Origin of the sequence: Lacinutrix venerupis, assembly GCF_001971745.1 — a bacterium.
GTDB lineage: Bacteria > Bacteroidota > Bacteroidia > Flavobacteriales > Flavobacteriaceae > Lacinutrix > Lacinutrix venerupis.
The window spans coordinates 2900980-2926489 of sequence record NZ_CP019352.1; the positions used below are offsets into that span (position 1 = coordinate 2900980).

The window sequence follows — 25510 nt, forward strand, 5'->3', positions numbered from 1 at the left end:
TTATTTTTTCTTGTTTCCTCCTGGACGTTGTGGCATAAACGGACTTTCGTTTGCTCCTGCTGGTCCTGAAGCTTCAGCTTTTGAAACACCTTTTAAACTATATACTAGCTCATCACCTTTATTAATTCCGCTTAATACCTCTACATTAACTCCATCACTAGCTCCAAGTGTTACTGTTTTTGGTGTTATACTTTTATCTTTTCCTAATACCCAAAGTGTAGTTTCATTTTTAGAATTTACCTTATTAGTAGTTGATAAATTATGAAATGCATTGTAAGACGCTAACGTTTCTGTATCCGGAGTAAAGTTTATGGCTTTAGCTTCCGCAGTTAACACATTGTTTAGCTCTAAAGTATAAATTGAAATGGTTGCTGTTAATCCTGGTTTAAGTTTTAAATCTGGATTGTGCGCCTTAATAACCACTGTGTACGTTACTACGTTTGAGGTTACTGTTGGATCTAAACGAACCTGAGTAACTTCACCTTCAAAAGTTTCGCCTAAATAAGCATCTACTGTAAAGGTTACACGTTGTCCTTCTTTTACATTACCTATATCTGCTTCATCTACATCTGCTTCTACTTGCATTTCTTTTAAATCTTGAGCTATTGTGAATAACGTTGGTGTGCTTAAACTTGCTGCAACAGTTTGTCCTTCGTCTATTGCACGAGATAATACAACACCATCAATTGGCGAATAAATATTAGCATAACCTAAATTGGTTCTAGCCGATTGTAAATCTGAATAACGCTGTATTACAGTTCCTTTTGCTGTTTCGTAATTAAATGCTGCATCGTCAAAATCTGATTTACTTATGACTTGATTATCGAATAATGTTTTTTGTCTGTCGTAAATTGTTTTTGTGTAATTTCGTTGACTTACTGCATTATCATAAGCTGCTTGTGCTTGTATTTTTGAAGCATTTAAGTTGGTTTTATCTAATTCTGCAATAAGTTGACCTTCTTTAACAACGCTATTATAATCTACATAAATTTTCTCGACAACTCCAGAAACTTGTGTCCCAACTTCTACTTGTGTAATGGGCTCAATAGTACCTGTTGCAGTAACCATAGTGGTTACATTATTTATTTTTGCTGTAACGGTTTTAGGCTCTATAACTATAGCATCATCACTTTTTATAAAACTGAATGCTCCAATAGCAAGTATCACTAATACTATGCTTCCTAATATAATTTTCTTTTTAGTTTTCATAATTCTGTTAATTAATTTTAATGTCGTTTCCTTGGTAAAACTGTAATAATTGGTGGTATAAAATATTTAAGTATTTAGATTGTAAATAGTTTTGCTGAGCATTGGTATATGTGTTTTGGCTTATTACCAAGTCTGTTGTACTTAGCGCTCCTAATTCGTATTTTTTTTGTGCAAGTTTATAACTTTCTTCAGCTGCTACTTTAGAGGCTTCTGCAGCTATAACTTGTTCTTGTGCAGAAATTGCATTTTGGTAAGCAGTTTCTACTTTTTTATACACTTCTTTCTCTGTAGTTTGCTTTTGTATTTGTGCTTTCTCAATGTTAATTGTTGCTGTTTTAACCGCAGCTTTGGTTTGGTTTCTATTAAAAATTGGAATGGTTAACGATAATCCTAATTTTTGATTGAAGTTAACATCAAACTGATCTGAAAACGTATTATCGTTAATACTTGTATAACCAGAACCAACACTTCCGGTTAACGATAAGGTTGGTAAAAAACCACCTTTAGCAATATCAAGCTCTTTTTCGTTTGCTTCAATATTTAAATTACTTGCCTGAATTTCTGGCAGAAAACCAATAGCATTATTGTATAGTTGATTTTTATCGATGTTTAGATTTACTAAATCCATGTTTTCATCAATAGTTTCAATTTCAATGTCTTCTAAAGGTGATAATTCTAATAGTTGTTTTAGTTGAATAATATATTGTTGGTAATCGTTTTTAGCAGATATTACATTGAATTTGTTAGTGGCTGCTTGACTCTGCGCTTCGGTATAATCACCTAAAGCAATGGTTCCTGCATCTAATCTTGCTTTTGCACGTTCAACTTCTTTTTCTGATGCAACAACGTTATTTTCAGCTATAACAATGCTTTCTTTACTATAAAGTGTTTGTAAATACACTTCCAAAATATTTAAAGCAATATTGTTTTTTTCTACTTCTTCTAGAAAAATACTTTGTTCTAATAAAATCTTATTTTGCTTAATTTGGTTGTTAAGTTGATTTCCTTGAAATAAAGTTAGCGAGCTATTAATACCAACATTTGTACTATGTATTTGGTCTGTAACATAATCACTAGTAATAGGATCGATAGTACTTCCGTTAGAAAAACTTTGCGATGCACTACCAAATAAATTAGGTAGTCTAGACGACTTTGCTTTACTGTAATCTACTTCGGCAAGATTTTTATTTAAAGCAGCATCTTTAACTGTTATATTATGCTCAATTGCATAATCTATACAATCTTGAAGCGACCAAACTTTAGTAGATGTATCTTGTGCAAACGTCTGCTGCACAAAAAATAAACTTAATATGATTAGATATAATTTCATTTTTTAAAAGTGTTTTAATTTTACACTTCAAAGATGAAACTATATGCTATCTTATTATAAGGCGATAGACGTTTGTAGGTTTTGACTATACGAAATCGGGAAATCTATCGACGAGATTTTTTTTAAAAGCTTTTTTACTAAACGAAATCTAAAAATTTTCCAAAATAATGAAGAAGAAGGCTTTTGGTATTTAATACAGAAGCAGAATCTACTTCTGGTGGCCTTGCTACAGGAGACCTATATCAAACTAGCGCAGGTGTTTTAATGATTAAACAATAAAATATCAAAATTTATAAAAACAAAAAAGCCGAAACTTTCGTTTCGGCTTTTTTTATGTACTGAAGACGGGACTTGAACCCGTACGTCCTAATGGACATTGGATTTTAAGTCCAACGTGTCTACCAATTCCACCACTTCAGCATTGGAATTTATTTTAAAGAAAAATATCTCAGAGCGAAAGACGGGATTTGAACCCGCGACCCTCACCTTGGCAAGGTGATGCTCTACCCCTGAGCTACTTTCGCAGTCTTTATATGAACATACAATATTGCTATTGCGGTTGCAAATTTAAGTCTTTTTTGCAAACAACAAAGCGTTTTTGTAAAAATTATTAAAAAAAAATTTAATCCTTTTCAGGATTTACCAACATTCGTTTAATTTCATTTAATTTCATAAGCGCCTCAACAGGTGTAAGTGTATCAATATCAGTTAGTAATATTTCATCTTTTATTTGAACAAGCAAAGGATCATCTAAATTAAAAAAACTTAATTGCATCTCATTTTTTATTGATTTTACTTTATCTGTTAATTCTTCACTTGAATGTGACTGCTCTAATTTTTTTAAAATTTTGTTTGCTCGATGTAATACTTGCTGTGGCATACCTGCTAATTTTGCAACATGGATACCAAAACTGTGTTCACTACCTCCTTCTATAAGTTTTCTTAAAAAAAGAACATTATCTTCTAATTCTTTTACGGAAACATTAAAGTTTTTTATACGCTTAAAAGTTTCGGTCATTTCATTTAACTCATGATAATGTGTTGCAAATAGTGTTTTTGCTTTTGCTGGATGTTCATGAAGATATTCGCTTATTGCCCATGCTATTGAAATACCGTCATATGTACTGGTTCCTCGACCTATCTCATCTAACAAAACCAAACTTCTCTCTGAAATATTATTAAGAATAGAGGCTGTTTCATTCATTTCTACCATAAAGGTAGATTCTCCCATAGAAATATTGTCACTCGCTCCTACTCTTGTAAAAATTTTATCTACTAATCCTATTCTTGCACTTTTTGCAGGTACAAAACTTCCTATTTGTGCCAATAACACAATAAGAGCTGTTTGACGTAATATTGCAGATTTACCAGACATATTTGGTCCGGTTATCATTATTATTTGTTGTGTTTCTCGGTCTAAGAAAACATCGTTAGCAATATATACTTCTCCAATTGGTAATTGTTTTTCTATTACAGGATGACGTCCTTCTTTAATTTCTAAGTCATAGGAATCGTCTATTGTTGGATATACATATTTATTTTCTTTTGCTAACTGTGCAAAACCACATAAGCAATCTAATTTTCCTATTAAATAGGCATTTTGCTGTATAGGTTTTATATATTGATGCATCCACACTACTAAATCTGCAAATAACTGTTGTTCTATAATTAAAATGCGTTCTTCGGCTCCAAGTATTTTTGCTTCGTATTCTTTTAATTCTTCTGTTATATAACGTTCTGCACTTACTAGTGTTTGCTTTCTAATCCACTCTTCTGGAACTTTATCTTTATGAGTGTTTCTTACTTCTATGTAATAACCAAAAACATTATTTGATGCAATTTTAAGAGATGTTATACCTGTGCGGTCACTTTCTCTCTTTAACATTTCGTCTAAATAATTTTTTCCAGAAGTTGAAAGTCCACGAAGTTCATCTAATTCGTTAGAAAAACCTTTAGCTATAGTATTTCCTTTTAAAACATTTACAGGAGCTTCTTCGTTAATTGTTTGTTTTATTTTATCTATTAGTACGGTACAACTTTGTAATGTATCTGCTATTATTTTTAAGGATTCGTTATCACTATTTGATGACAATTCTTTTATAGGTGTAATAGCTTCTAAAGAATTTTTAAGCTGAACAACTTCTCTAGGACTTACTTTTCCTGTAGCAACTTTAGAGATTAACCGTTCTATATCACCAATGCTTTTTATATGATTTTGAATTTTCTGATGAATTGCTTTATTATTTTTAAAGTAAGACACCACTTCATGACGCTGCTTTATTTTTTCGACATTTTTTAAAGGCAATGCTAACCAACGTTTTAACAAGCGTCCTCCCATAGCAGAACTTGTTTTATCTATAACGTTTAATAATGTTACTGCGTTGTTATTTGTTGAATGATAAAGCTCTAAGTTTCTAATAGTAAACCGATCCATCCAGACATACTCATCTTCTGCTATTCTGGAAACCGAAGTGATATGCTGTAATTTATTGTGTTGTGTTTCGGCTAAATAATGAAGTATTGAACCTGAAGCTATTATACCTTCATTTAAATCTTCTATACCAAAACCTTTTAAAGATTTTGTATTAAAGTGTTTTAATAATGTTTCGTTTGCATAGTCTGTTTGGTAAACCCAATCTTCTAAATTAAAAGTATGGAAATCGTTACCAAAACTCTCATTAAAATTTAATCGTTTTTGTTTGGAGACAAGTACTTCGCTTGGATTAAAATTTTGAAGTAATTTGTCTATATATTCTTGATTACCTTGGCTAGTTAAAAATTCTCCTGTAGAAATATCTAAAAATGAAATTCCAATTGTTGTTTTTCCGAAGTAAACAGAACACAAAAAATTATTTGTTTTAGATTGAAGCACCTCGTCGTTAAGTGCAACTCCAGGCGTAACTAATTCTGTAACACCACGTTTTACAATATTTTTAGTCTGTTTAGGGTCTTCTAACTGGTCGCAAATAGCAACTCGCTCACCTGCTTTAACTAGTTTTGGCAAATAAGTATTTAAAGAATGATGCGGAAAACCTGCTAGCTCTGTTTCACTTGAGCTTCCTGCTCCTCTTTTAGTTAAAGTAATACCTAAAATTCCGGCCGATTTAACAGCATCGCTTCCAAAAGTTTCGTAAAAATCGCCTACGCGAAATAATAATAAAGCGTCTGGATATTTTGCCTTTATAGCGTTATACTGCTTCATTAAAGGTGTCACTTTTTTTGTTTTTGCTGCCAAAGAATTTTGTTTTAACCGTTATTGGATATAAGTTTGCAATGTAACTAAATAATGATTTTTTTTAAAATCAATTTCGTTTTAGTTATTTATTATTATTCACAATTTTGATTGAAGAGATTGCCTTACCGCATACTTCTAGCAACAAAAGAAAACATGAGAAAATTAAAGAATAGTGAACTTGATAGATTAAATGTAGACGAGTTTAAACAAGCAAACAAAACACCTATTATTATAGTTTTAGATAATATTAGAAGTTTAAATAATATTGGCTCTGTTTTTAGAACAAGTGACGCTTTTTTAATTGAAAAAATTTATTTGTGTGGAATTACTGCAAAACCACCACACAAAGACATACATAAAACTGCATTAGGCAGTACAGAAACTGTGGCATGGGAGTACGTAGAAAACACTATAGAATTAATTGAAAAATTAAAAGCTGAAGGTGTGAAAATTTGCGCAATAGAACAAGCTGAAAACGCAATTATGCTAAATGACTTTAAAGTAGAAAAAAACACTACTTACGCTCTTGTTTTTGGCAATGAAGTTAAAGGCGTTGCACAAGACGTAGTTTCCAAAAGTGATGTTGTTATTGAAATACCACAATATGGCACAAAACACTCGCTCAATATTTCTGTAAGTTGTGGTGTTGTTGTTTGGGATGTTTTCTCGAAGTTATCATATTAAAATAGATGTTATATAACGGTAATTAATTGCTACATATAGCATCTAAAACATATAAATAATCTTCACGATTTTTTACAAAATCACGATCTGAAATATCTATTATTTTTACATTAAGCTCTGTTTGATTTTTAAGAAAATTTAAATACCCGGAATTTATTTTTTCAAGATAACTACTATCTATATTCTGCTCATATTTTCTACCTCGCTTTTTAATATTTTCTTGAAGGCGCTCGGTATTTTGATAAAGATAAACGTACAACTCTGGCTTAGCTATATCCTTGTACATTAAATAGAATAGCTTTCGGTATAGTTTAAACTCGTCTTGATGCAGTGTTATTTTAGAAAATATTAGCGATTTAAAAATATCGTAATCACTAACTATAAAATCTTTAAACAAATCGAGCTGAGATAAATCGTCGCTAATTTGTTGGTAGCGGTCTGCTAAAAAAGACATCTCTAAAGTAAAAGCATAACGCTGCGCATCTTTATAAAACTTAGGCAAAAACGGATTATCTGCAAAACGTTCTAAAATTAATTTTGCATTATAATCTTGTGCTATTTTAGTGGCTAGACTTGTTTTTCCTGCACCAATATTACCTTCAATAGCTATATAATTGTACTTAGAAAATTGATGTTGTTTACTCGGATTTTTTAACCAGATATTTACAGGCTCTAAAACACTTTTATCTTCACATTTTTCTAATAAAACAGAAATTTCATCATCTAAAATTGGATGTTTAAATTTTGAAGCTATATGGTGTAATGGCTCTAAAACAAATCTACGTTTATGCAACTCTGGATGTGGAACTTTTAAAGATTTAGTCTCTAAAATTTCATTTTCAATAAATAATATATCTAAATCTATTATTCTAGATTGGTAGCCCTCTTTTTTACTTCTAATTCTACCTAAATTAGTTTCAATTGCTAATAATTCTTTTAAAATTTTATTTGGCTTTAAATAACTCTCTACTAATAAACATGCATTAAAAAAATCATCTCCTTCAAAACCTAAAGCTGGTGTTTTAAATACTTTAGAAATTATTTTTACAGCACCAACCTTTACATATATAGCATCTACGGCAGATTGCAAATTTTTAAATTTGTCGCCTTTATTACTTCCTATAGATATATAAATTTTTTGTGATTCCATTTTAAAGAGAAAGCAAAATAACTAAAAGTAAATGGTTTCTTTTATATTTACTTAAAGAACTTATTAACGAAATTTATTACCTGTACAAATAAGCCTTTTAACTACTTAAAAACATGAATAAAAAAAATATACTACCACCCTAAATGCTAAACTTTTATTAAAAAATTTTATTCTACAACTATTTGCTTAGATTGTACGTAAATACTATACTTAACAAAAACTAAAATAGTGCCGCATTGGCGGAAATTAAAGATGAAAAAAATATTAAAAATCACTGGTATTTCTCTATTAACTATAGTAATACTTCTATTAGTTGCACCATTTATTTTTCAGAATCAAATTAAAAATATGGTTCGTAATTTTATTAATAATAGCGTTAATGCTAATGTAGAATTTGCAGATGTTAGCTTAAGCTTTCTTAGTAGTTTTCCTCAAGCAAATGTTAGTGTAGACGATTTAAAAATCACCAATTTTGAACCTTTTAAAGACGAAACTCTAGCCAGTGTAAAGTCTCTATCTTTTGATATGTCTATTAAAGAATTATTTAAGAAAGAAGATGAAGGTCCAATAGTTATAAATTCAATTTATGTAAACGAAGCACTCGTAAACTTAAAAGTAAATAAGTTTGGTGATGCTAATTATGATATTGCAAAAGAGAATGAAACTTCAACATCTACAACTAAAAATGGCGAAGGCTTTACAATAGACATTCAAGATTACGCAATATCTAAAAGCGCTTTAATTTATTTGGATGAAGGCTCTAATACAAAACTAGATGTAACAGAACTTGACCACTCTGGTAGCGGAACATTTTCTGAAAACATTTCTGAGTTAAACACAAAAAGTGAAGCTAATGTTACATTAAGTATTGATAGTACAGAATATTTAAGCAATAACCGCATAAAACTAGATGCTTTAATAGATCTTGATTTACAAAACAGCAAATACACTTTTAAAGAAAATAAAGGCTTAATTAACGATTTACCTTTAGAGTTTTCAGGTTACGTACAACTTATTGAAGAAGGACAGGATATTGATATTTCTTTTGAAAACCCAGGTTCAGACTTCAAAGATTTTTTAGCAGTAATTCCTAAAACATACTCTAAAAACATTAGTAATGTTGAAACTAGCGGGAGTTTTAAAGTTAACGGAAAAATTAAAGGAAAAGTTACAGAAGAAACTATACCTACTTTAGATATTAACATAGCCTCTAATAATGCATCGTTTAAATATCCAGATTTACCAAAAAGTGTAAAAAATATTTCTATAAATGCTGCGGTAAAAAATACAACAGGAAATATAGACGATACTTTTTTAGATTTAAAAACACTAAATTTTAAAATTGATGAAGATGAATTTAAGTCTTCTGCTGTTATTAAAAACCTAACAACCAACATGCTTGTAAACGCAAATATTGATGGTGTTTTAAACTTAGCAAATATTACCGAAGCTTACCCTATAGAGTTAGAAAACAAACTTAGTGGTATTATAAAAGCAAAATTAAACACAAGTTTCGACATGAATGCTATTGAAACTAATGCATATAGCAGAATTAAAAATAATGGAAACGTTAGTGTTAACGATTTTGTGTTCTCATCTGCAGATATTGTAAATCCGTTAAACATTTCTCAAGCCAATGTAAGCTTTAAACCTGGAACTATTGCTTTAGAAAACTTTAAAGCTTCTACTGGAAAATCAGATTTAAATGCTACTGGAACAATAAATAATTTATTAGGATTTTTATTAAGCGACCAAAAGTTAAAAGGAGATTTTAATGTAGCGTCTAACAACTTTTTAATAAGTGATTTCATGGTAGAAGGAGGAAGCGACAGGCCTGTAAACCAAAGTACAGAACCCGATGACGCTCTTAAAATACCAGCCTTTTTAGATTGCACTGTAAATGCTGATGCTAAAAAAGTAGTTTACGACAACTTAACATTAACCAATGTAAAAGGTAAACTTTTAATTAAAGATGAAACTGCTAGCTTACAAAATGTAACATCAGATTTATTAGGAGGAAACCTAAACATGTCTGGATTAATTAATACTAAAAGCAAAACGCCTACTTTTAATATGGATTTAGGCATGACTAATTTTGATATCTCTCAATCATTTAGAGATTTAGACATGCTTCAAAATTTAGCACCAATTGCTAAAGCATTACAAGGAAAATTAAACAGCGCCATTAATGTAAGTGGTACTTTAGGAGACGACTTTACTCCAATAATGAACTCTATTTCTGGTGGAGCATTAGCTGAATTGTTAACTACTAAAGTTGAAACTGAAAACGCACCTTTACTTAATGCCTTAACTAACAAATTGAATTTTATAGATTTCGATAAGTTAGATTTAAAAGACTTAAAAACAGCACTAAAATTCGAAAATGGTCTTGTAAATATTTCTCCTTTTAATTTAAATTATAAAGACATTGGCATTACCGTTGGAGGTAGCCATAGTTTTGAAAACACTATGGATTACAATATAGTTTTTAATGTACCTGCAAAATATTTAGGCAGCGAAGTAAATAGACTTATTGGAAAAATAAACGATAATGAGGTTAACAAAATTTCTATTCCTGTTACAGCTAATTTAACAGGCTCGTTTACTAGCCCAAAGGTTCAAACCGATTTAACAACAGGTGTAAAAAATTTAACGACACAACTAATAGAAATAGAAAAACAAAAATTAATTAATAACGGAAAAGATAAAATTAAGGATTTATTGGGTGTTAATAGTAATAGTGGAAGCACTACAGACACTACTACCACACAAAGTTCTCCTGTTAAAAATGTAATAAAAGATATCTTTTCTAACGGAAACACATCTGGCACAAACACAACCACGACAACAGATTCTACAAATCAAACAGGAAATGTAGTTAAAAATGTTTTAGGTGGACTTTTTGGAAAAAACAAGAAGAAAAACGACACCATTAAATAAATTTAAATAAAATTTTAAAAATTATGCAACTCTATTGTTTAAATTAAAAGTTTAAATGTATATTTGCAACCTGAATTTTAAGAATACACATAATATAACGATATGTTAAGAATAGAAATTAAAGACGGAGAAAATATAGAAAGAGCTTTAAAACGTTACAAAAGAAAGCACCGTAACATTAAAGTAATGCAAAACTTAAGAGAGAACCAATTCTTTACTAAGCCTTCTGTAACACGTCGTCGTCAAATTCAAAAAGCATCTTATATCCAAGGATTAAGAGACGCAGAAAACGTATAGTAAATCGTTTTTTTTATATAAAACACACAAACCTTGCATTCTTTTGAATGTGAGGTTTTTTTGGTTTGAGATGTTTTAAATGAGATTTTCCTTTTACTTAAAAACGAAAAAACTAGTTAAAACTCCAATTTTTATAACTACTCGAAGCCTCTAACCTATTCTCTTTAGTGTCTTCTAAACTTGAGAAAAAATCTATTCCAGTTAATTTTTCAATTTCATCTACAGATACCACAAATTTATAAAGTGGTTCTTTAGACTCTTTATGGTCTATTAAAAATGCAAGCATTTTTGTTGCTCCAGAATTATTATCGATTATTACTTTATAAAATTGATTTGGCACTGCAACTTTTTCACTACCAATAGTTTTCATTTTTCCTTTTAAAATACCACCTGAAACCACAAAAACACCATCGTATTTACTTGCCCAATAACGTGTTTTTTGCTCTAACCTATTCCAAATTCCAGCATTAAAATCATGCTTTTGCGGTGATATGTTACTTGTTAAAAAAGTTTCGTCGTGTGCTGCTTGACTGTACTTTCTATCTCCTGCCGGACACAAATGACCTCGATCATATCCAGAGTTTTTATAATTACTCCAATGTGCAGCCTTAGTTTTTACAGCTTCATCTATTTCAAAATAAGGTCTTTTAAAATTTGCGTTAGATAAATGCTCTTCTTTTAATTCGTATGCCACCCATTCTGCCTGTTCATGCTCTTCGCTATAACTTAAACTATAACCTTCGTGATGCACTATTTCTCCTGTAGTACTTGTAGGTAAGAAATATTCGTTAGTCTCAGTCTTTAAAACGGCTCCTTCATTAAATACTTCTGTCTTCTGCTTATTATTTAGATACTCGTTTATTAATAGTGTTGCTATTATTACTATAGCCGTAAGTACAGAATACTTGGTTTTATTATTCAAAATTACTCTTTATTAAAATTGGTTAATTATTCCTTAAACCCGTTAATATCTAAAACCTCAAGCTCTTGTTTATTGTTTTCAAAAATAATATAAGCTTTTAGTTCTGGGTGTTTTGCTAAAAAATAATCGGCTTTTTTAACTCCCATTGCTTGTAAAGCAGTAGCATAACCATCTGCCATCATACAGGTTTCTGCAATTACAGAAACACTTAAAATGTTTGTTTTAGATGGATAACCTGTTTTTGTATTAATTATATGAGCATAACGATTTCCATTTTCATCTAATTTAAACTTCCTATATGTTCCAGAAGTAGCCATTGCTTTATCTTTAAGCTCAATAACAGTATTTGTACTTTGGGAACCATCAAAATTTGGGTTTTCCACACCTACAGTCCAATTCTTTTTTTTATCAACATTTACACCTTTAGACCTTAGCTCGCCACCAATATTTACCATATAATTTTTTACAGCCTTTGCCTCTAAAAATTCTCCTATAACATCTACAGCATAACCTTTTGCAATAGCATTAAAATCTATAAACACACCATCTTCTTTTTTAATATAATTATCTACCAAGCCAACTCTATTAAAACCAACATAATTTAATAAACTATCAATTTTCATGCTGTCTATTTTTATTTTTGGTTTTTCAGAACCAAAATCCCAAGCATTAACAAGGTTACCAATAGTAGGATCTAGAGCGCCTTCTGTTTCTCTATATAGTTTTTTAGAAGCTTTAAATACTTTAACAAAATGAGCATCTACACTAATATTTTCGTTTTTATTTAATTTTGATATATTGGAATCTGGCTGGTAATTTGACATTGATTTATTGATGATATAAAATATACTATCAAACTGTTTTTTATAATTTTCGTTAGTATTTGAAGCATAAGTAATTTCGTAAAACGTACCGAAAACAGAACCACTTATTTTGCTGTTTTTAAGTTCCTGTTTACAAGAAACAAAAAAAACAACAAGACATAACACAAACAAAAACTTCTTTAAAGCAAATAACAATTTCATAATCTTAGTTTAAATTAGTTTCAATAACCTGGATACCATTATATTCAATTAAATACTCTTCGTTTAAATAAACCGGCAAATCTTCTCCTTCAGGATTTCCTAAACCAACTCCCGCATACAATACTTTTGCATTTTTTTCGCGTGCATGTTTTTTAAAAGATTCCATCCAAATAACATCGTAATTATTGGCGTTATCTGGTAATAAGACCGCTTTTACTATAACAAAAAAATATTGTTTATTAGCATCTATACACACAAATTGAGGGTGTCTTTTTAGTTTACTATTTACTGCAATAAACTCAAAGCCTCGTTTTTCGAGGTCTTTACCAACGTGATTCATAGCAAGATTATGTAACTCTTGCTTTGTAAGTGCTTTTCTCATAAAGCAAAAATACAAAAGGAAGCTATTAATAGAAAGCAGATTTCTCTTCAAGTTATAATAATCACTTAAGCAAAACACATTTACTTTAAAGCCAGTCTCATCTTCTAATTTTTCATTTCATTTAAAACTTAGCAAAAGGTTTGCTTACTATAATCTATTCTTATAATTTTACAAATAACGTGAGATTAACTTCAGTAAGTAAAATGCAAAATATTCAAAACTACATAAATGGATCTTTCCAAAACCCTATTCAAAATAAGTGGATAGATAACTACAACCCAAGTAAAGGAGAGGTTTATGGGCAAATTCCAAACTCAACAAAAGAAGATGTAGAAAATGCTTATAAAGCAGCAAAATCTGCATTTCCTAAATGGTCACAAACTAGCATAGAGGAACGAAGTAAAATACTCATAAAAATTTCAGAATTAATAGAAGAGAATCTAGATGCTTTCTCCCAAGCAGAAAGTAAAGATAATGGAAAACCAATAAGCTTAGCTAAGGCAGTAGACATCCCAAGATCTGCAAGTAATTTTAGGTTTTTTGGCAATGCTATTACTCAATTTGCTAGCGAAAGTCATGAAAGCATTGGCCAAGCAATTAATTATACTTTACGTCAACCTATTGGTGTTGTAGGTTGCATTTCGCCATGGAATCTTCCTTTGTATTTATTTACTTGGAAAATAGCTCCAGCCATTGCTGCAGGAAATTGTGTTGTTGCTAAGCCTAGCGAAGTCACACCAATGACCGCTTATTTATTAGGTGAAATTTGTAGTGAAGCCGGACTACCAAAAGGTGTTTTAAATATAGTTCACGGTTTAGGAAGCACTACAGGACAAGCAATTATAGAACATAAAGATATTAAAGCCATAAGTTTTACAGGAGGAACTGCAACTGGAGCTCATATTGCAAAAATAGCAGCTCCAATGTTTAAAAAATTATCCTTAGAATTAGGTGGAAAAAATCCAAACATCATATTTGCAGATTGCGATTATGACGATATGTTAAACACAACTGTTCGTTCTTCGTTTGCTAATCAAGGACAAATTTGTTTATGCGGAAGTAGGATTTTTGTTGAAGCTTCTATTTATGAGAAATTTAAAAAAGACTTTGTTACAAAGGTAAAAGCTTTAAAAGTTGGTCATCCAGCAGAAGCCAACACAAATATTGGCGCATTAGTATCTAAAGCACATTTAGAAAAAGTAAAGGAATATATAGATATAGCTAAAACTGAAAACGGAACCATTCTTTATGGAGGCAATAAAGTTACTGTAGAAGGTTTTGAAAACGGATACTATTTAGAACCTACAATTATAGAAGTGCCAAGTGATGAATGCCGTGTAAACCAAGAAGAAATTTTTGGACCAGTAGTTACCATTATGCCATTTAATAAAGAAGATGAAGTTTTAAAAATGGCCAACAAAGTAAAGTACGGTTTATCTGCTACACTTTGGACAAACAACTTAAAACGCACTATGCGAATGAGCAACCAATTACAAGCAGGAATTGTATGGGTTAATACCTGGATGATGCGTGATTTAAGAACACCATTTGGCGGCATAAAAGCTTCGGGTGTTGGACGAGAAGGTGGTTTTGAAGCTCTTCGATTTTTTACTGAGGCTAAGAATGTGTGTATAAAATATTAGTTTAATTAAATTTTAACTTGAAACTTTATTTTAATGCCAATTGTTACAATTAATAGAATTAGTGAACACGAAAATAGATTTAGAAAAATTCGGTTAGAAGTTAATGGTAAATTATTCGCAAAAATAAATAATAGTGAAAAACAAAAATTAGAGTTACCATATGGTAAACATTATATTCAAGCAAAAATTGATTGGTGCACATCAAATATTTTGGAAGTAGAATTAGTAGAAGATATCGACGTAAAGTTAATAAAAGGAAAAAGGTCAACTCTATATAGAACAACCTTTGGATATAAAAAATATTTATTACTACAATTGGAAGTTAATTAAATATAGCTTCCGTTTAACATTAAAAAAGATTCCTGCCTACGCAGGAAATTATTATGGATTTACAACTAAACAACAAATACGCATTAGTTTGTGGAAGCACAGCAGGAATAGGAAAAGCTACTGCTTTGGCTTTAGCCGAAGAAGGTGCAATAATAACGCTAATTGCAAGAAACGAAGACAAGCTAAAGGCTACTTTAACACAACTACCTCAACATAGAAATCACGATTATATTGTTGCTGATTTTTCTAATCCAATGGAATTAAAAGAAAAGGTAGAAAGCTACATTAAAAACAATCATGGTTTTCATCTATTAGTAAACAATACTGGTGGACCAAAAGGTGGTCCCGTTTTTTCAGCAGAAATAGAGGAGTTTGAAACCGCTTTTACACAACATTTAAAATGCAATCACGTGTTAGCGCAAGCGGTAGTTCCGTTCATGAAAGATGAAGCATATGGAAGAATAATAAATATAATTTCAACCTCTGTAAAACAACCTTTAGATGGACTTGGAGTTAGTAATACTATTCGTGGAGCAGTTGCAAATTGGAGTAAAACACTAGCAAATGAGCTTGGACAATTTGGTATTACTGTAAACAATGTATTACCAGGTGCAACAGGCACAGAACGGTTAACTGAAATTATTAAAAATAAATCTGCTAAATCTGGAAAAAGCGAAGAAGAATCTGCCAATGCAATGAAGAGTGCCGTGCCAGCAAAACGTTTTGCAAAACCAGAAGAATTAGCAAATGCTATAACTTTTTTAGCTAGCGAACGTGCTGCTTATATTAACGGAATTAATCTTCCTGTTGATGGCGGAAGAACAAAATCTTTGTAACTTTATAAAATTACATAACCATAAAATATAATAATCATGAGTAAATTATTTCCACCTATAAATTTTAAAGATTGGATTGAAGAAAATAGGCATCTTTTAAAACCACCTGTTGGTAACAAAGTAGTATGGAAAGATGGCGATTTTATTGTAATGGTTGTTGGTGGTCCTAATAGCAGAAAAGATTATCATTATAACGAAACACCAGAATTTTTCTATCAAGTAGAAGGCGATATTGTTTTAAAAGTAATAGACGAAGGCACGCCAAGAGATATTCATATTAAAGAAGGTGAAATGTTTTTATTACCACCTAAAGTACCACACTCACCTCAACGTGGTGCGAATACTGTAGGCTTAGTAATTGAATATCCAAGAGAAAAAGGAGTGCAGGATGCATTACTTTGGTTTTGCGAAAACTGTACAACAAAATTATACGAAGAAGATTTTACTATTAAAAATATAGAAACCGATATGCCTAAAATTTTCGATAAATATTATGGCGATCAAGAGAAACGTACATGTCCAAATTGTGGCGAAATAATGCAAACACCAAAAAAAGTAAAAATTAATGAGTAAACGCAAATTAAGAATAAACGGTCATTCGCATTTATTGCCTTATCCCGAGGAAATCCCTCAATTTATGCAAGATAAAGGTATTTTTTGGGTAGATAAAGATCGAAAATTTATGCTACAAAAAGACTGGAATCGACCAATTACAGATTCAAGTTTTTTCTTAAATGAAAAACTAGCATGGATGGAACGTTTTAAAATAGACCATGCTGTTGTTTTAAACTTATCTCAATTATATGGAAACGGTTTGCGTGTTGAAGAAATGAAACAAGCTTTACGTTTCCAAAACGACTTTAATGCCAAAGTACAACACCAAAACCCAAGTAAATTCACTTGTGGATTTGTTGTACATCCTGGATTTGTAAGAGGAGCTTGTTGGGAAATAGAGCGTTGTGTCGAAGAGTTAGGTTTACAGTTATTGTGCCTACCAACGCATTATATGGATACTATTGGAACTTGGCGTTGTATTTTTGATGAAGAAAACGAGCCTATTTTCGAGCTAGCCAATAAATATAATCTTGCAGTAGAAATCCATCCGTATGATGGTGAAAAGTTTATAAAACTAGAAAATACGTCTTGGCGTTTTCATTTAATTTGGATGCTGGCACAATGTGCCGATGCTTACCATTTTTTAACTTTAAATGGTTACCAAGACAAATATCCTAACATGCGAACATGTTTTGCACATGGAGGACAATTAGCGCAAATAAATTTAGGCAGACGTATTCAAGGTTTTGATGGCAGACCAGATTTATTTGAAGGAAAAAGTCATCCAAGAAAAGCCGTAGCACATAAAAATATATTTTTTGATACTTTGGTTCATGATACTGGTGGTTTAGAATTATTAATTAGAAACCAAACATCTAATCAAGTTATTATGGGATTAGACGACCCGTATCCTTTAGGAGAAATGGAAAGTGAAAAGCAAAGCTCTTATCCTGGCAAAATTTTAGATTTAGCAATGGAACGTAAAATTATTACAGAGCCACAACGAGATGCTATATGGGAAGACAATGTAATACAATGGCTTTGTGGAGACGACCAAGCTGCTAAAGACAAACTTGTGAAACGAATATTGGGATAATGAAAAAAAAGTCTTTTTGTGACACTGTTGCAACATACATTAAATTTAAAAACATTTTCCCATTAACAATTATAGTAGTGTTACTCATTGCAATTTTAATAAAAACGCTTTATAATATTATAATACATTAATTATTTATGTATTTCTTACCAGAAAAATTAGACGAATACATTGTTTCTCATAGTCAAGAAGAACCAGAACTATTACAACAACTTACGCGAGAAACCTACCTTAAAATACTTCAACCTATAATGTTGTCTGGCCCATATCAAGGCCGCGTTTTAAGTATGATTTCTAAATTAGTTAGACCTAAAACTATTTTAGAACTTGGCACTTTTACTGGATACGCTACAATTTGTTTAGCGGAAGGCCTACAAAAAGAAGGAGAGATACATACAATAGATATTAAAGAAGAACTTGAAGATTTTCAACGCAAGTATTTTAATAAATCTGGTTATGGCTCTCAAATTCATCAACACTTAGGAAATGCTGTAGATATTATACCAACATTGGATAAAACTTTTGATTTAGTATTTATTGATGCAGACAAACCTAATTACGTTAACTATTTTAACTTAATAATAGATAAGTTAAATTCTGGAGGTATTATACTTTCAGACAATGTTTTATGGCATGGTAAAGTAGTTGAAAAATTAAACCCAAAAGATATTTCAACAAAAGCAGTACTAGACTTTAATACACTTTTAAAAGAAGATTCCAGGATTGAAACGGTTGTTTTACCTATTCGAGACGGCTTAACAATAAGCAGAAAGCTATAATAACTATGAGCAAATTAAATATTAGAACTGTTGATGTTGTACAATACGTAACACCTTTACGAGAAGGTGGATCTTTACCTGCAATTGTTAAAGCTAGTGATGATTTTTTATATGTCTTAAAATTTAGAGGTGCTGGTCAAGGAAAAAAAGCTTTGATTGCAGAATTTATTGGAGGTGAATTAGCAAGAGCCATAGGATTAAAAGTTCCGGAGTTAGTGTTTATGAATTTAGACGATTCATTTAGCAAAACAGAACCTGATGAAGAAATTCAAGATTTACTTAAATTTAGCGTAGGTTTAAATTTAGGATTACACTATTTAAGTGGCTCCATAACATTCGATCCTTTAGCATCTGTAGCAGATGCTAAAACAGCTTCTAAATTAGTGCTTTTAGATAGTATAATTAGTAATATTGATAGAACTGCCAAAAATCCAAATGTATTAAATTGGAATAAAGAATTATGGGTTATCGATAATGGAGCAAGTTTCTATTTTCATCATAATTGGGAAACTTGGGAAAATCATTTAACTAAAACGTTTCCTCTTATAAAAGACCACGTGCTTTTAAATCGTGCTACAGATTTAGACCTTGCTGCTAAAGACATTATTAATGCTTTAGACCAAGACACCATTAAAAACATTATTGATACCATTCCAGAAAACTGGTTAATAAATGAGTCTGATACCTTTACGCCAGATCAAATTAGAGCTGCCTATATAAAATATTTAAACACCAGACTCTCAAAGATTGATTCATTAGTTAAAGAAGCAAAAGATGCAAGATAAAGTTACTTTTGAATATGCAATTATTAGGCTAGTTCCTAAGGTTGAACGTGAGGAGTTTTTTAATATTGGTGTTATTTTATTTTCTAAGCGCAAAAAATTTTTAGATGTAAAATTTAAAATTAATGAAGCTAAATTAAATGCTTACTCCTGTAATTTAGATTTAGAAGCGCTAAATAGCTATTTACAATCATGGAAATTAATTAGCGACGGAAATGCATCTGCTGGTATTATTGGACAATTTGAATTATCAGATAGATTTAGATGGCTTGCAGCTACAAGAAGTACTGTTATACAAAGCTCTAAAACACATTCTGGATTAACCGAAAATCCTGAAAAGGAACTTGAAGATATATTTAAGAAATATGTACTATGTGGAGATAGTGATAGTTAATATTTAAAAAAGCCTCTTCGTTTTGAAGAGGCTTTTAATTTTAATTAATAAAAATAAACTTTTACTGTACCGCTTGTAAAGCATCTATATTTCCATAACCAAAACTTGAGTTTTTATTAGGATAAAATTCTGCAGATTGCTTAAGTTTATTTAATACTTGCGTTCTGCTCCAACTTGGGTGTCTTGCCCACACTAAAGCTGCAATTCCTGCCGTAGTTGCTGTTGCTACAGATGAGCCTCCTGTATAACGTCTTTGGTTATTGTAAAAACCTAAAACTGGTGGTGCTTTACTTGTATTATTATTACCTTCCATTATTATTGTAAAGTCTATTTTACTTCCGCTATGGCATACTTCACACCTTTCGTAATTTGGTCCATCGTCTACTCCTGTAACAGCAACAGTTTCACTCATACTTGCCGGAAAAATAACACCATAACCATTAGTAAAACTTGTAGAAGTTCCTCCTGCTGCAAATATTAATTTACCTTTACTATATGCATATTTTACAGCATCTTTTATATTACCAATAGACCAAACGTAACCAATAGACATTGAAATAATTTTTACATCGCTTCGGTTTGCAAGTTCTGTTAATGCTTGAGACACACCTTTACGTTCATGATAATCATTAAGTAAAACATCTTCTGTAGCTCTATAAGCAACTAAATTAGCATTATAAGCCACACCTACTGGCATACCATTATCGTTACGTGGTGCCGCCATTGTAGAAGCCATTGCTGTTCCATGACCACATTTGTCGTGAGGACCATCATAATTATTAGACCACCACCAATTAGAGTCTATAAAAGTTCCATATTTTTGAACGAACCTAGAATTTGTAGAGTAACCATCTTTAAATCCATTACCGTTTAAAAGAGATTGAGATTGCGATACTCCTGTATCTATTAAACCAATAGTTATACCACTACCAGTACTATAATTCCAGGCCTGTGGTATGTTATGCTCACTAAAATGCCAAGATACTTGTGCATTATTTGGGTTTACAGTTGTATAATGCGAACTACTTATAGACTCTCCATTTTTACTACACCCAGAACTAGAGCGCATAGTGTTTTCTGTACCATAGTGGTTATAGCCATTAGGTTCTAAGTAACGAATACCTTCACTCTTTCTAAGTGCTTTTACGGTTTCAATATTTTCTACTTTAACATCTACTACATTAATAATTTCATGCTCAACTACATTTTCTCTATTTCGCTTATAGTTTTCTTGAGTTTCTACGAGCCTTAAAATATTATCTTTTGTTTTTAAAAGTTCTTGAGATCGGTTTTCACTATAACTTTCATTTTCATTTCCATAACCTATGGTTAAAATATTATTTCCATGAACTATTGCACTCCATAAAAAATGGTCGGATTCATTATTCCAATTAAATTCTTCTCCATTATTGATTTGAGATTCAATTTCAGCGTTAATTTGCTGAATGGTTAGTGGCTTAGATTGATCTACAACTTGTTGTTTTTCTTCTTCAAAATCACTTATAGTATCCTTTGTACAGGATGTCATGATAATGGATGCTGCTAAAAATAGTTTGAGATAATTAAATTTCATTTAATATATTTTTAATGGGTTAGATTTTAAATATATTAAATATTTCACATTTTTTTAACTTTTAAAATATGAAATTTCAAAAAAAACAATATCAAAAAAGCGAATTACATTTTTCTACTAATAGAACCGGTAAAATCTTCGAAGTCATCTTTTACCTTTTTTAATTCATCTTCTACATCTTTAGTGATGCTTGTATCTATGCCTTGTTGCTCTGCAGTTTTCGTTATTTCACTTTTAATATCGTTACTTGCGTCTTTAAGCATACGCATGCCTTTACCAAGGCCGCGAGCAATTTCTGGAATGTTTTTAGCACCAAAAATCATAACTACTGCTAGTATAATTAATATAGCCTCTTGACCTCCAATGAATAAAAATGTTGCTAATTGTATCACGCTACAAATATAGTAAGTTGTTTTTTGTTTAAAACATTTTCAAAGTTAAAAAAGCCTTTCAAATTTATATTTTGAAAGGCTTTTTTATAAAATTATCTACAATCATTAAATTGCAAAATCATTTGTTTTTTTATGATCACTGTTTTCGTAACGGTCGATACAGTCGTTTATTATTTCGTAAGCTTCTTTTGCATCTCCCCAACGACCTACATTAACTTTCTTTTTTTCTAAATCTTTATAAACTTCAAAAAAGTGAGTGATTTCATGAATACGGTGTTGGTTTATGTCTTCCAAATCTTTTTTTGAATTCCAAATTGGATCTGAAACAGGAACACAAACAATTTTTTCATCCGGTCCTTTTTCATCTGCCATATGAAATACTCCAATAGGTTTAACCTCAACAACGCATAATGGAATTGTTGGTTCATGACCTAAAACTAAAACATCTAAAGGATCTCCATCTAATGCTAAAGTTTCTGGAAAAAAACCGTAGTCTCCAGGATACATCATAGATGAAAACAACATACGATCGAAACGAATTTTCTTTAATTCGAAATCATATTCGTATTTGTTTCTACTTCCTTTAGGTATTTCAATTAAAGCATCGAAAGTTAAATTTCCTTTTGCACTCATAAATATTATATTTTATCTCCTAAATTCGTTATTAGAAAAAAGGAATTATTAATTTTTTTATTTTAAAACATGTGTTTTTTAGGGCTGCAAAAGTACAAGATTATTTAGCTTATTACAAGTAAAAAGTATTTTGATAACATTTTAGCTTTAAATGATAACTTTAAGTTTAATTAACTTTATACTTAATTGGCAAGTGTACTACTTTTTTTGTTTCATAAAACTCTTCAGAATAAAAGTCTGAGATGTTATAAATTGTAGTTGTTTTATAATCTTTTAACTCTTCAGATAAATCTCCACCTTTTAAATATAAAATACCATTTTTTAATTCGTGATTTTGCTGTTTTGCAATTTTACCTTTTATCCAATGAACAAAAGTTGGCATAGCAGCTACTGCTCTACTTATAATAAAATCGTAAGTATCATTAATCTCTTCTACTCTGGTATGTGTTGTTTTAACATTTTCAAGACCTAAGCCTTCTACAACCTCATTAACTACTTTTAATTTTTTAGCGATACTATCTACTAAATGAAATGAACATTCGGGATACAGGATTGCTAATGGTATTCCTGGAAATCCACCTCCTGTACCAACATCCATTATTTTTGTACCATCTTTAAATTCTATAACCTTTGCTATTGCTAACGAATGTAATACATGACGTAAATACAACTCGTCTATGTCTTTTCTAGAAACAACATTAATTTTAAGATTCCAATCTTGATACAAAGCCTCAAGCTTAGTGAATTTATCAATTTGATCTTCGGTTAAATTTGGGAAGTATTTTAATATAAGCTCCATAAGTTTTAAATATTATGCAAAAATAGAAATTAATCTTGGCACATTTTTATGAAATTCACTATTACTTGGCAAGCAATTATTAATTATCTTTGCGCATTAAATACGAATGGCACATTTAATGTACATGTTCTATTCAAAAATATAATTATGACAAAGCAAACAATAACTTTTTCAAGAAAAGATTCTGCTAAGTTTTTTAAAACACTAAACAAACGTGTTAATAATTACTTTAAAGAGAATGATATTAAAAAAACTGGAAATTGGAAATTATATACTAAAGCCATTATAATGTTTACTCTATTATTAGGACCTTTAGTTCTTTTATTAACTGTAAATTTACCTGTATGGTTACAAATAATATCAATGATAGTGATTGGTATAGGTATTGCTGGAGTTGGAATGAATGTTATGCATGATGCTAATCATGGTTCGTTTTCTAGTAAAAAATGGGTTAATAGATTAATGGGTAGCAGCATACATATTTTAGCTGGTAACGATTATAATTGGAAAGTTCAACACAATGTTTTACATCATACTTATACAAATATTGAAGGCCATGATGAAGATATAGATGCCGGTAGAATTATTCGTTTTTCTAAACATTCTCCTTGGTTAAAAATTCATAAGTACCAAAAATACTATGCCTTTTTCTTATATGGATTCTTAACTGTAAATTGGGCAATTACTACAGATTTTAAACAAACTTATGTGTATTTAAAAAGAAAATTATCTTATGGTAAATTTCCTAAACCAGCTACACAATGGACTAAACTTATAATTGGTAAAATTTTATACTATTCTATTTGGGTTGTTTTACCTTTATCTCTAGGGTATACTTGGTGGCAAGTTTTAATTGGTTTTTTAATTATGCATTATACTGCAGGAATTATTTTAAGTGTTATTTTTCAATTAGCACATGTAATGCCTAATACAGATATGCCTATTCCAGACGAGTCTGGAAATATGAAAAATACATGGGCAATACATCAATTATTTACAACCTCTAATTTTTCACCAAAAAGTTGGTTAGTAGAATTTTACACAGGTGGTTTAAATAGACAAGTAGAGCATCACTTATTTGCTCATATTAGCCATGTTCACTACAAAAATATAGCAAAAATTGTTAAAGAAACAGCTCAAGAGTTTAGCTTACCTTATAATGAGTATAATACTATTTGGAAAGCCATTGCAGAGCATTACCACCAATTAAAAGTATTAGGCCAAAAACCTAGTTTAGCTTAATAATAATTATTTGTACAACATAACATCTTTATAAATGAACCAACTTTCAGACAGAATAAATAACATGTCTACATCTGCCACTTTAGCTATGGCAGCAAAAGCAAGAGAACTTAGAGCAGAAGGCAAAGATATTATAGGATTAAGTTTAGGCGAACCAGACTTTAATACTCCAGATTTTATTAAAGATGCTGCAATACAAGCCATAAACGATAATTACAACTCTTACTCACCTGTGGATGGTTATGTAGACTTAAAAGAAGCTGTAATTACAAAATTTAAACGTGATAATAATTTAACATATACGTTACCGCAAATAGTAGTTTCTACTGGCGCAAAACAATCTTTATACAACATTGCACAAGTAATGATTAACGATGGAGACGAGGTTATTTTACCTTGTCCATATTGGGTAAGCTATAGCGATATTGTTAAAGTTGCAGGAGGAGTTCCTGTTGAAGTAAAAACATCTATAGATACAGATTTTAAAATGACCGCCTCTCAATTAGAAGCTGCCATTACACCAAAAACAAAAATGCTATGGTTTAGCTCTCCTTGTAACCCAAGTGGATCTTTATATAGTAAAGAAGAACTAGAATCTTTAGCTGTTGTTTTAAAAAAACACCCTAATATTTACGTTGTTTCAGATGAAATCTACGAACACATAAACTATACAGGAAAACCGCACGCAAGTATGGCTGGAATAGACGGTATGTTTAATAATACCATTACTGTAAACGGTGTTTCTAAAGCATTTGCTATGACTGGTTGGAGAGTTGGTTTTATTGGTGCTCCAGATTGGATTGCTCGTGCTTGTAACAAAATGCAAGGTCAAGTAACTAGTGGAACAAATTGTATTGCTCAACGCGCAGTTATTACAGCTTTAAACGCAGAACCAAGTGTTGTAAAATATATGATTGACGAGTTTAAAACGCGTCGTGATATGGTTTTAAATTTACTAGCAGATATAGAAGGTTTTAATACCAATACACCAGAAGGTGCTTTTTACGTGTTTCCAAATATTTCTTATTTCTTCGGAAAAACTTTACGCGGAAAAACTATAAATAACGCTACAGACTTCTCGTTATATTTATTAGAAGAAGCTCTTGTTGCTACTGTAACTGGTGAAGCATTTGGAAATCCAGACTGTATTAGAATAAGCTATGCTGCATCTCAAGAGCAAATTAAAGAAGCTATAAAAAGAATTAAAGCTGCTTTAGCTTAGTAAGCATCGAATTATATTAAAATGAAAAAGCCTCTAAATTACTTTAGAGGCTTTTTTTAT

Annotated in this window: 24 protein-coding genes and 2 tRNA genes; 13 read left to right on the plus strand and 13 right to left on the minus strand. The window is 30.8% G+C overall.

What is annotated here, in order from left to right; all coding sequences use genetic code 11:
* From BWR22_RS13115 to mutS, 5 genes are all read right to left on the minus strand, one after another.
* On the minus strand, positions 1–1209 hold the full coding sequence (locus BWR22_RS13115) for an efflux RND transporter periplasmic adaptor subunit (protein WP_076734111.1): 1209 nt from the start codon (positions 1207–1209) through the stop codon (positions 1–3).
* Between the two features lie 7 nt (positions 1210–1216).
* Complete coding sequence (locus BWR22_RS13120; RefSeq protein ID WP_076734112.1) at positions 1217–2539, minus strand: TolC family protein; 1323 nt, start codon at positions 2537–2539, stop codon at positions 1217–1219.
* A gap of 336 nt (positions 2540–2875) precedes the next feature.
* Positions 2876–2959 (minus strand) — tRNA-Leu (locus tag BWR22_RS13125).
* 32 nt (positions 2960–2991) lie between these two features.
* Positions 2992–3063 (minus strand) — tRNA-Gly (locus tag BWR22_RS13130).
* A gap of 98 nt (positions 3064–3161) precedes the next feature.
* Positions 3162–5774 (minus strand): DNA mismatch repair protein MutS, encoded by a 2613-nt coding sequence (mutS, locus tag BWR22_RS13135; RefSeq protein ID WP_076734113.1) that lies wholly within the window; start codon positions 5772–5774, stop codon positions 3162–3164.
* Positions 5775–5927: 153 nt separating this feature from the next.
* Between mutS and BWR22_RS13140 the strand changes: the two genes are divergently transcribed.
* The gene (locus tag BWR22_RS13140; protein ID WP_076734114.1) at positions 5928–6458 is read left to right on the plus strand and encodes an RNA methyltransferase; all 531 of its coding nucleotides are present in this window, start codon (positions 5928–5930) and stop codon (positions 6456–6458) included.
* A 22-nt stretch (positions 6459–6480) separates the two neighbouring features.
* Here the strand turns inward: BWR22_RS13140 and folK are convergent, their stop codons facing one another.
* A complete protein-coding gene (folK, locus tag BWR22_RS13145) occupies positions 6481–7608 on the minus strand; it encodes a 2-amino-4-hydroxy-6-hydroxymethyldihydropteridine diphosphokinase (RefSeq protein ID WP_076734115.1) in 1128 nt (375 codons plus the stop codon).
* 252 nt (positions 7609–7860) lie between these two features.
* Between folK and BWR22_RS13150 the strand changes: the two genes are divergently transcribed.
* The gene (locus BWR22_RS13150) at positions 7861–10548 is read left to right on the plus strand and encodes an AsmA family protein (protein WP_076734116.1); all 2688 of its coding nucleotides are present in this window, start codon (positions 7861–7863) and stop codon (positions 10546–10548) included.
* Positions 10549–10650: 102 nt separating this feature from the next.
* Positions 10651–10845: a 30S ribosomal protein S21 gene (gene rpsU, locus BWR22_RS13155; RefSeq protein WP_044399960.1), complete on the plus strand. Its 195-nt coding sequence runs from the start codon at positions 10651–10653 to the stop codon at positions 10843–10845.
* 112 nt (positions 10846–10957) lie between these two features.
* On the opposite strand, the gene BWR22_RS13160 is transcribed toward rpsU, so the two are convergent.
* The 3 genes from BWR22_RS13160 to BWR22_RS13170 are packed head-to-tail and all read right to left on the minus strand — an operon-like array spanning position 10958 to position 13174.
* On the minus strand, positions 10958–11767 hold the full coding sequence (locus tag BWR22_RS13160; RefSeq protein WP_076734117.1) for a DNA/RNA non-specific endonuclease: 810 nt from the start codon (positions 11765–11767) through the stop codon (positions 10958–10960).
* Positions 11768–11793: 26 nt separating this feature from the next.
* Positions 11794–12792, minus strand: a complete 999-nt coding sequence (locus tag BWR22_RS13165; protein WP_076734118.1) for an FAD:protein FMN transferase — start codon at positions 12790–12792, stop codon at positions 11794–11796.
* A gap of 4 nt (positions 12793–12796) precedes the next feature.
* Positions 12797–13174: a Na(+)-translocating NADH-quinone reductase subunit F gene (locus tag BWR22_RS13170; RefSeq protein WP_076734119.1), complete on the minus strand. Its 378-nt coding sequence runs from the start codon at positions 13172–13174 to the stop codon at positions 12797–12799.
* Positions 13175–13377: 203 nt separating this feature from the next.
* On the opposite strand from BWR22_RS13170, the gene BWR22_RS13175 reads away from it, so the two are divergent.
* From BWR22_RS13175 to BWR22_RS13210, 8 genes are all read left to right on the plus strand, one after another.
* Positions 13378–14817 (plus strand): aldehyde dehydrogenase, encoded by a 1440-nt coding sequence (locus BWR22_RS13175; protein ID WP_076734120.1) that lies wholly within the window; start codon positions 13378–13380, stop codon positions 14815–14817.
* A gap of 33 nt (positions 14818–14850) precedes the next feature.
* Positions 14851–15147, plus strand: coding sequence for a hypothetical protein (locus BWR22_RS13180; RefSeq protein ID WP_076734121.1), 297 nt, complete (start codon positions 14851–14853; stop codon positions 15145–15147).
* Positions 15148–15200: 53 nt separating this feature from the next.
* On the plus strand, positions 15201–15983 hold the full coding sequence (locus BWR22_RS13185; protein ID WP_076734122.1) for an SDR family oxidoreductase: 783 nt from the start codon (positions 15201–15203) through the stop codon (positions 15981–15983).
* 36 nt (positions 15984–16019) lie between these two features.
* Positions 16020–16556, plus strand: a complete 537-nt coding sequence (locus tag BWR22_RS13190; RefSeq protein ID WP_076734123.1) for a 3-hydroxyanthranilate 3,4-dioxygenase — start codon at positions 16020–16022, stop codon at positions 16554–16556.
* Entirely contained in the window at positions 16549–17634 is a 1086-nt protein-coding gene (locus tag BWR22_RS13195; protein ID WP_076734124.1) for an amidohydrolase family protein, read from the plus strand. The genes BWR22_RS13190 and BWR22_RS13195 overlap by 8 nt, the downstream gene beginning before the upstream one ends.
* Positions 17635–17771: 137 nt before the next feature.
* Positions 17772–18413, plus strand: coding sequence for an O-methyltransferase (locus BWR22_RS13200; RefSeq protein WP_076734125.1), 642 nt, complete (start codon positions 17772–17774; stop codon positions 18411–18413).
* A 5-nt stretch (positions 18414–18418) separates the two neighbouring features.
* Positions 18419–19198 (plus strand): HipA family kinase, encoded by a 780-nt coding sequence (locus BWR22_RS13205; RefSeq protein WP_076734126.1) that lies wholly within the window; start codon positions 18419–18421, stop codon positions 19196–19198.
* The gene (locus BWR22_RS13210; RefSeq protein ID WP_076734127.1) at positions 19188–19589 is read left to right on the plus strand and encodes a DUF3037 domain-containing protein; all 402 of its coding nucleotides are present in this window, start codon (positions 19188–19190) and stop codon (positions 19587–19589) included. The genes BWR22_RS13205 and BWR22_RS13210 overlap by 11 nt, the downstream gene beginning before the upstream one ends.
* Positions 19590–19650: 61 nt before the next feature.
* On the opposite strand, the gene BWR22_RS13215 is transcribed toward BWR22_RS13210, so the two are convergent.
* The 4 genes from BWR22_RS13215 to rsmG all read right to left on the minus strand — a co-directional run bounded on the left by BWR22_RS13215 (position 19651) and on the right by rsmG (position 22986).
* Positions 19651–21162, minus strand: coding sequence for a S8 family peptidase (locus BWR22_RS13215; RefSeq protein WP_076734128.1), 1512 nt, complete (start codon positions 21160–21162; stop codon positions 19651–19653).
* 104 nt (positions 21163–21266) lie between these two features.
* Complete coding sequence (locus BWR22_RS13220; protein ID WP_076734129.1) at positions 21267–21554, minus strand: Sec-independent protein translocase subunit TatA/TatB; 288 nt, start codon at positions 21552–21554, stop codon at positions 21267–21269.
* Between the two features lie 105 nt (positions 21555–21659).
* Positions 21660–22187 (minus strand): inorganic diphosphatase, encoded by a 528-nt coding sequence (locus tag BWR22_RS13225; RefSeq protein WP_076734130.1) that lies wholly within the window; start codon positions 22185–22187, stop codon positions 21660–21662.
* Between the two features lie 166 nt (positions 22188–22353).
* On the minus strand, positions 22354–22986 hold the full coding sequence (gene rsmG / locus BWR22_RS13230; RefSeq protein WP_076734131.1) for a 16S rRNA (guanine(527)-N(7))-methyltransferase RsmG: 633 nt from the start codon (positions 22984–22986) through the stop codon (positions 22354–22356).
* A 147-nt stretch (positions 22987–23133) separates the two neighbouring features.
* Between rsmG and BWR22_RS13235 the strand changes: the two genes are divergently transcribed.
* Both BWR22_RS13235 and BWR22_RS13240 read left to right on the plus strand, forming a co-directional pair.
* Complete coding sequence (locus BWR22_RS13235; RefSeq protein WP_076734132.1) at positions 23134–24228, plus strand: fatty acid desaturase family protein; 1095 nt, start codon at positions 23134–23136, stop codon at positions 24226–24228.
* Positions 24229–24262: 34 nt separating this feature from the next.
* The gene (locus BWR22_RS13240) at positions 24263–25450 is read left to right on the plus strand and encodes a pyridoxal phosphate-dependent aminotransferase (protein WP_076734133.1); all 1188 of its coding nucleotides are present in this window, start codon (positions 24263–24265) and stop codon (positions 25448–25450) included.
* Positions 25451–25510 lie beyond the last annotated feature (60 nt).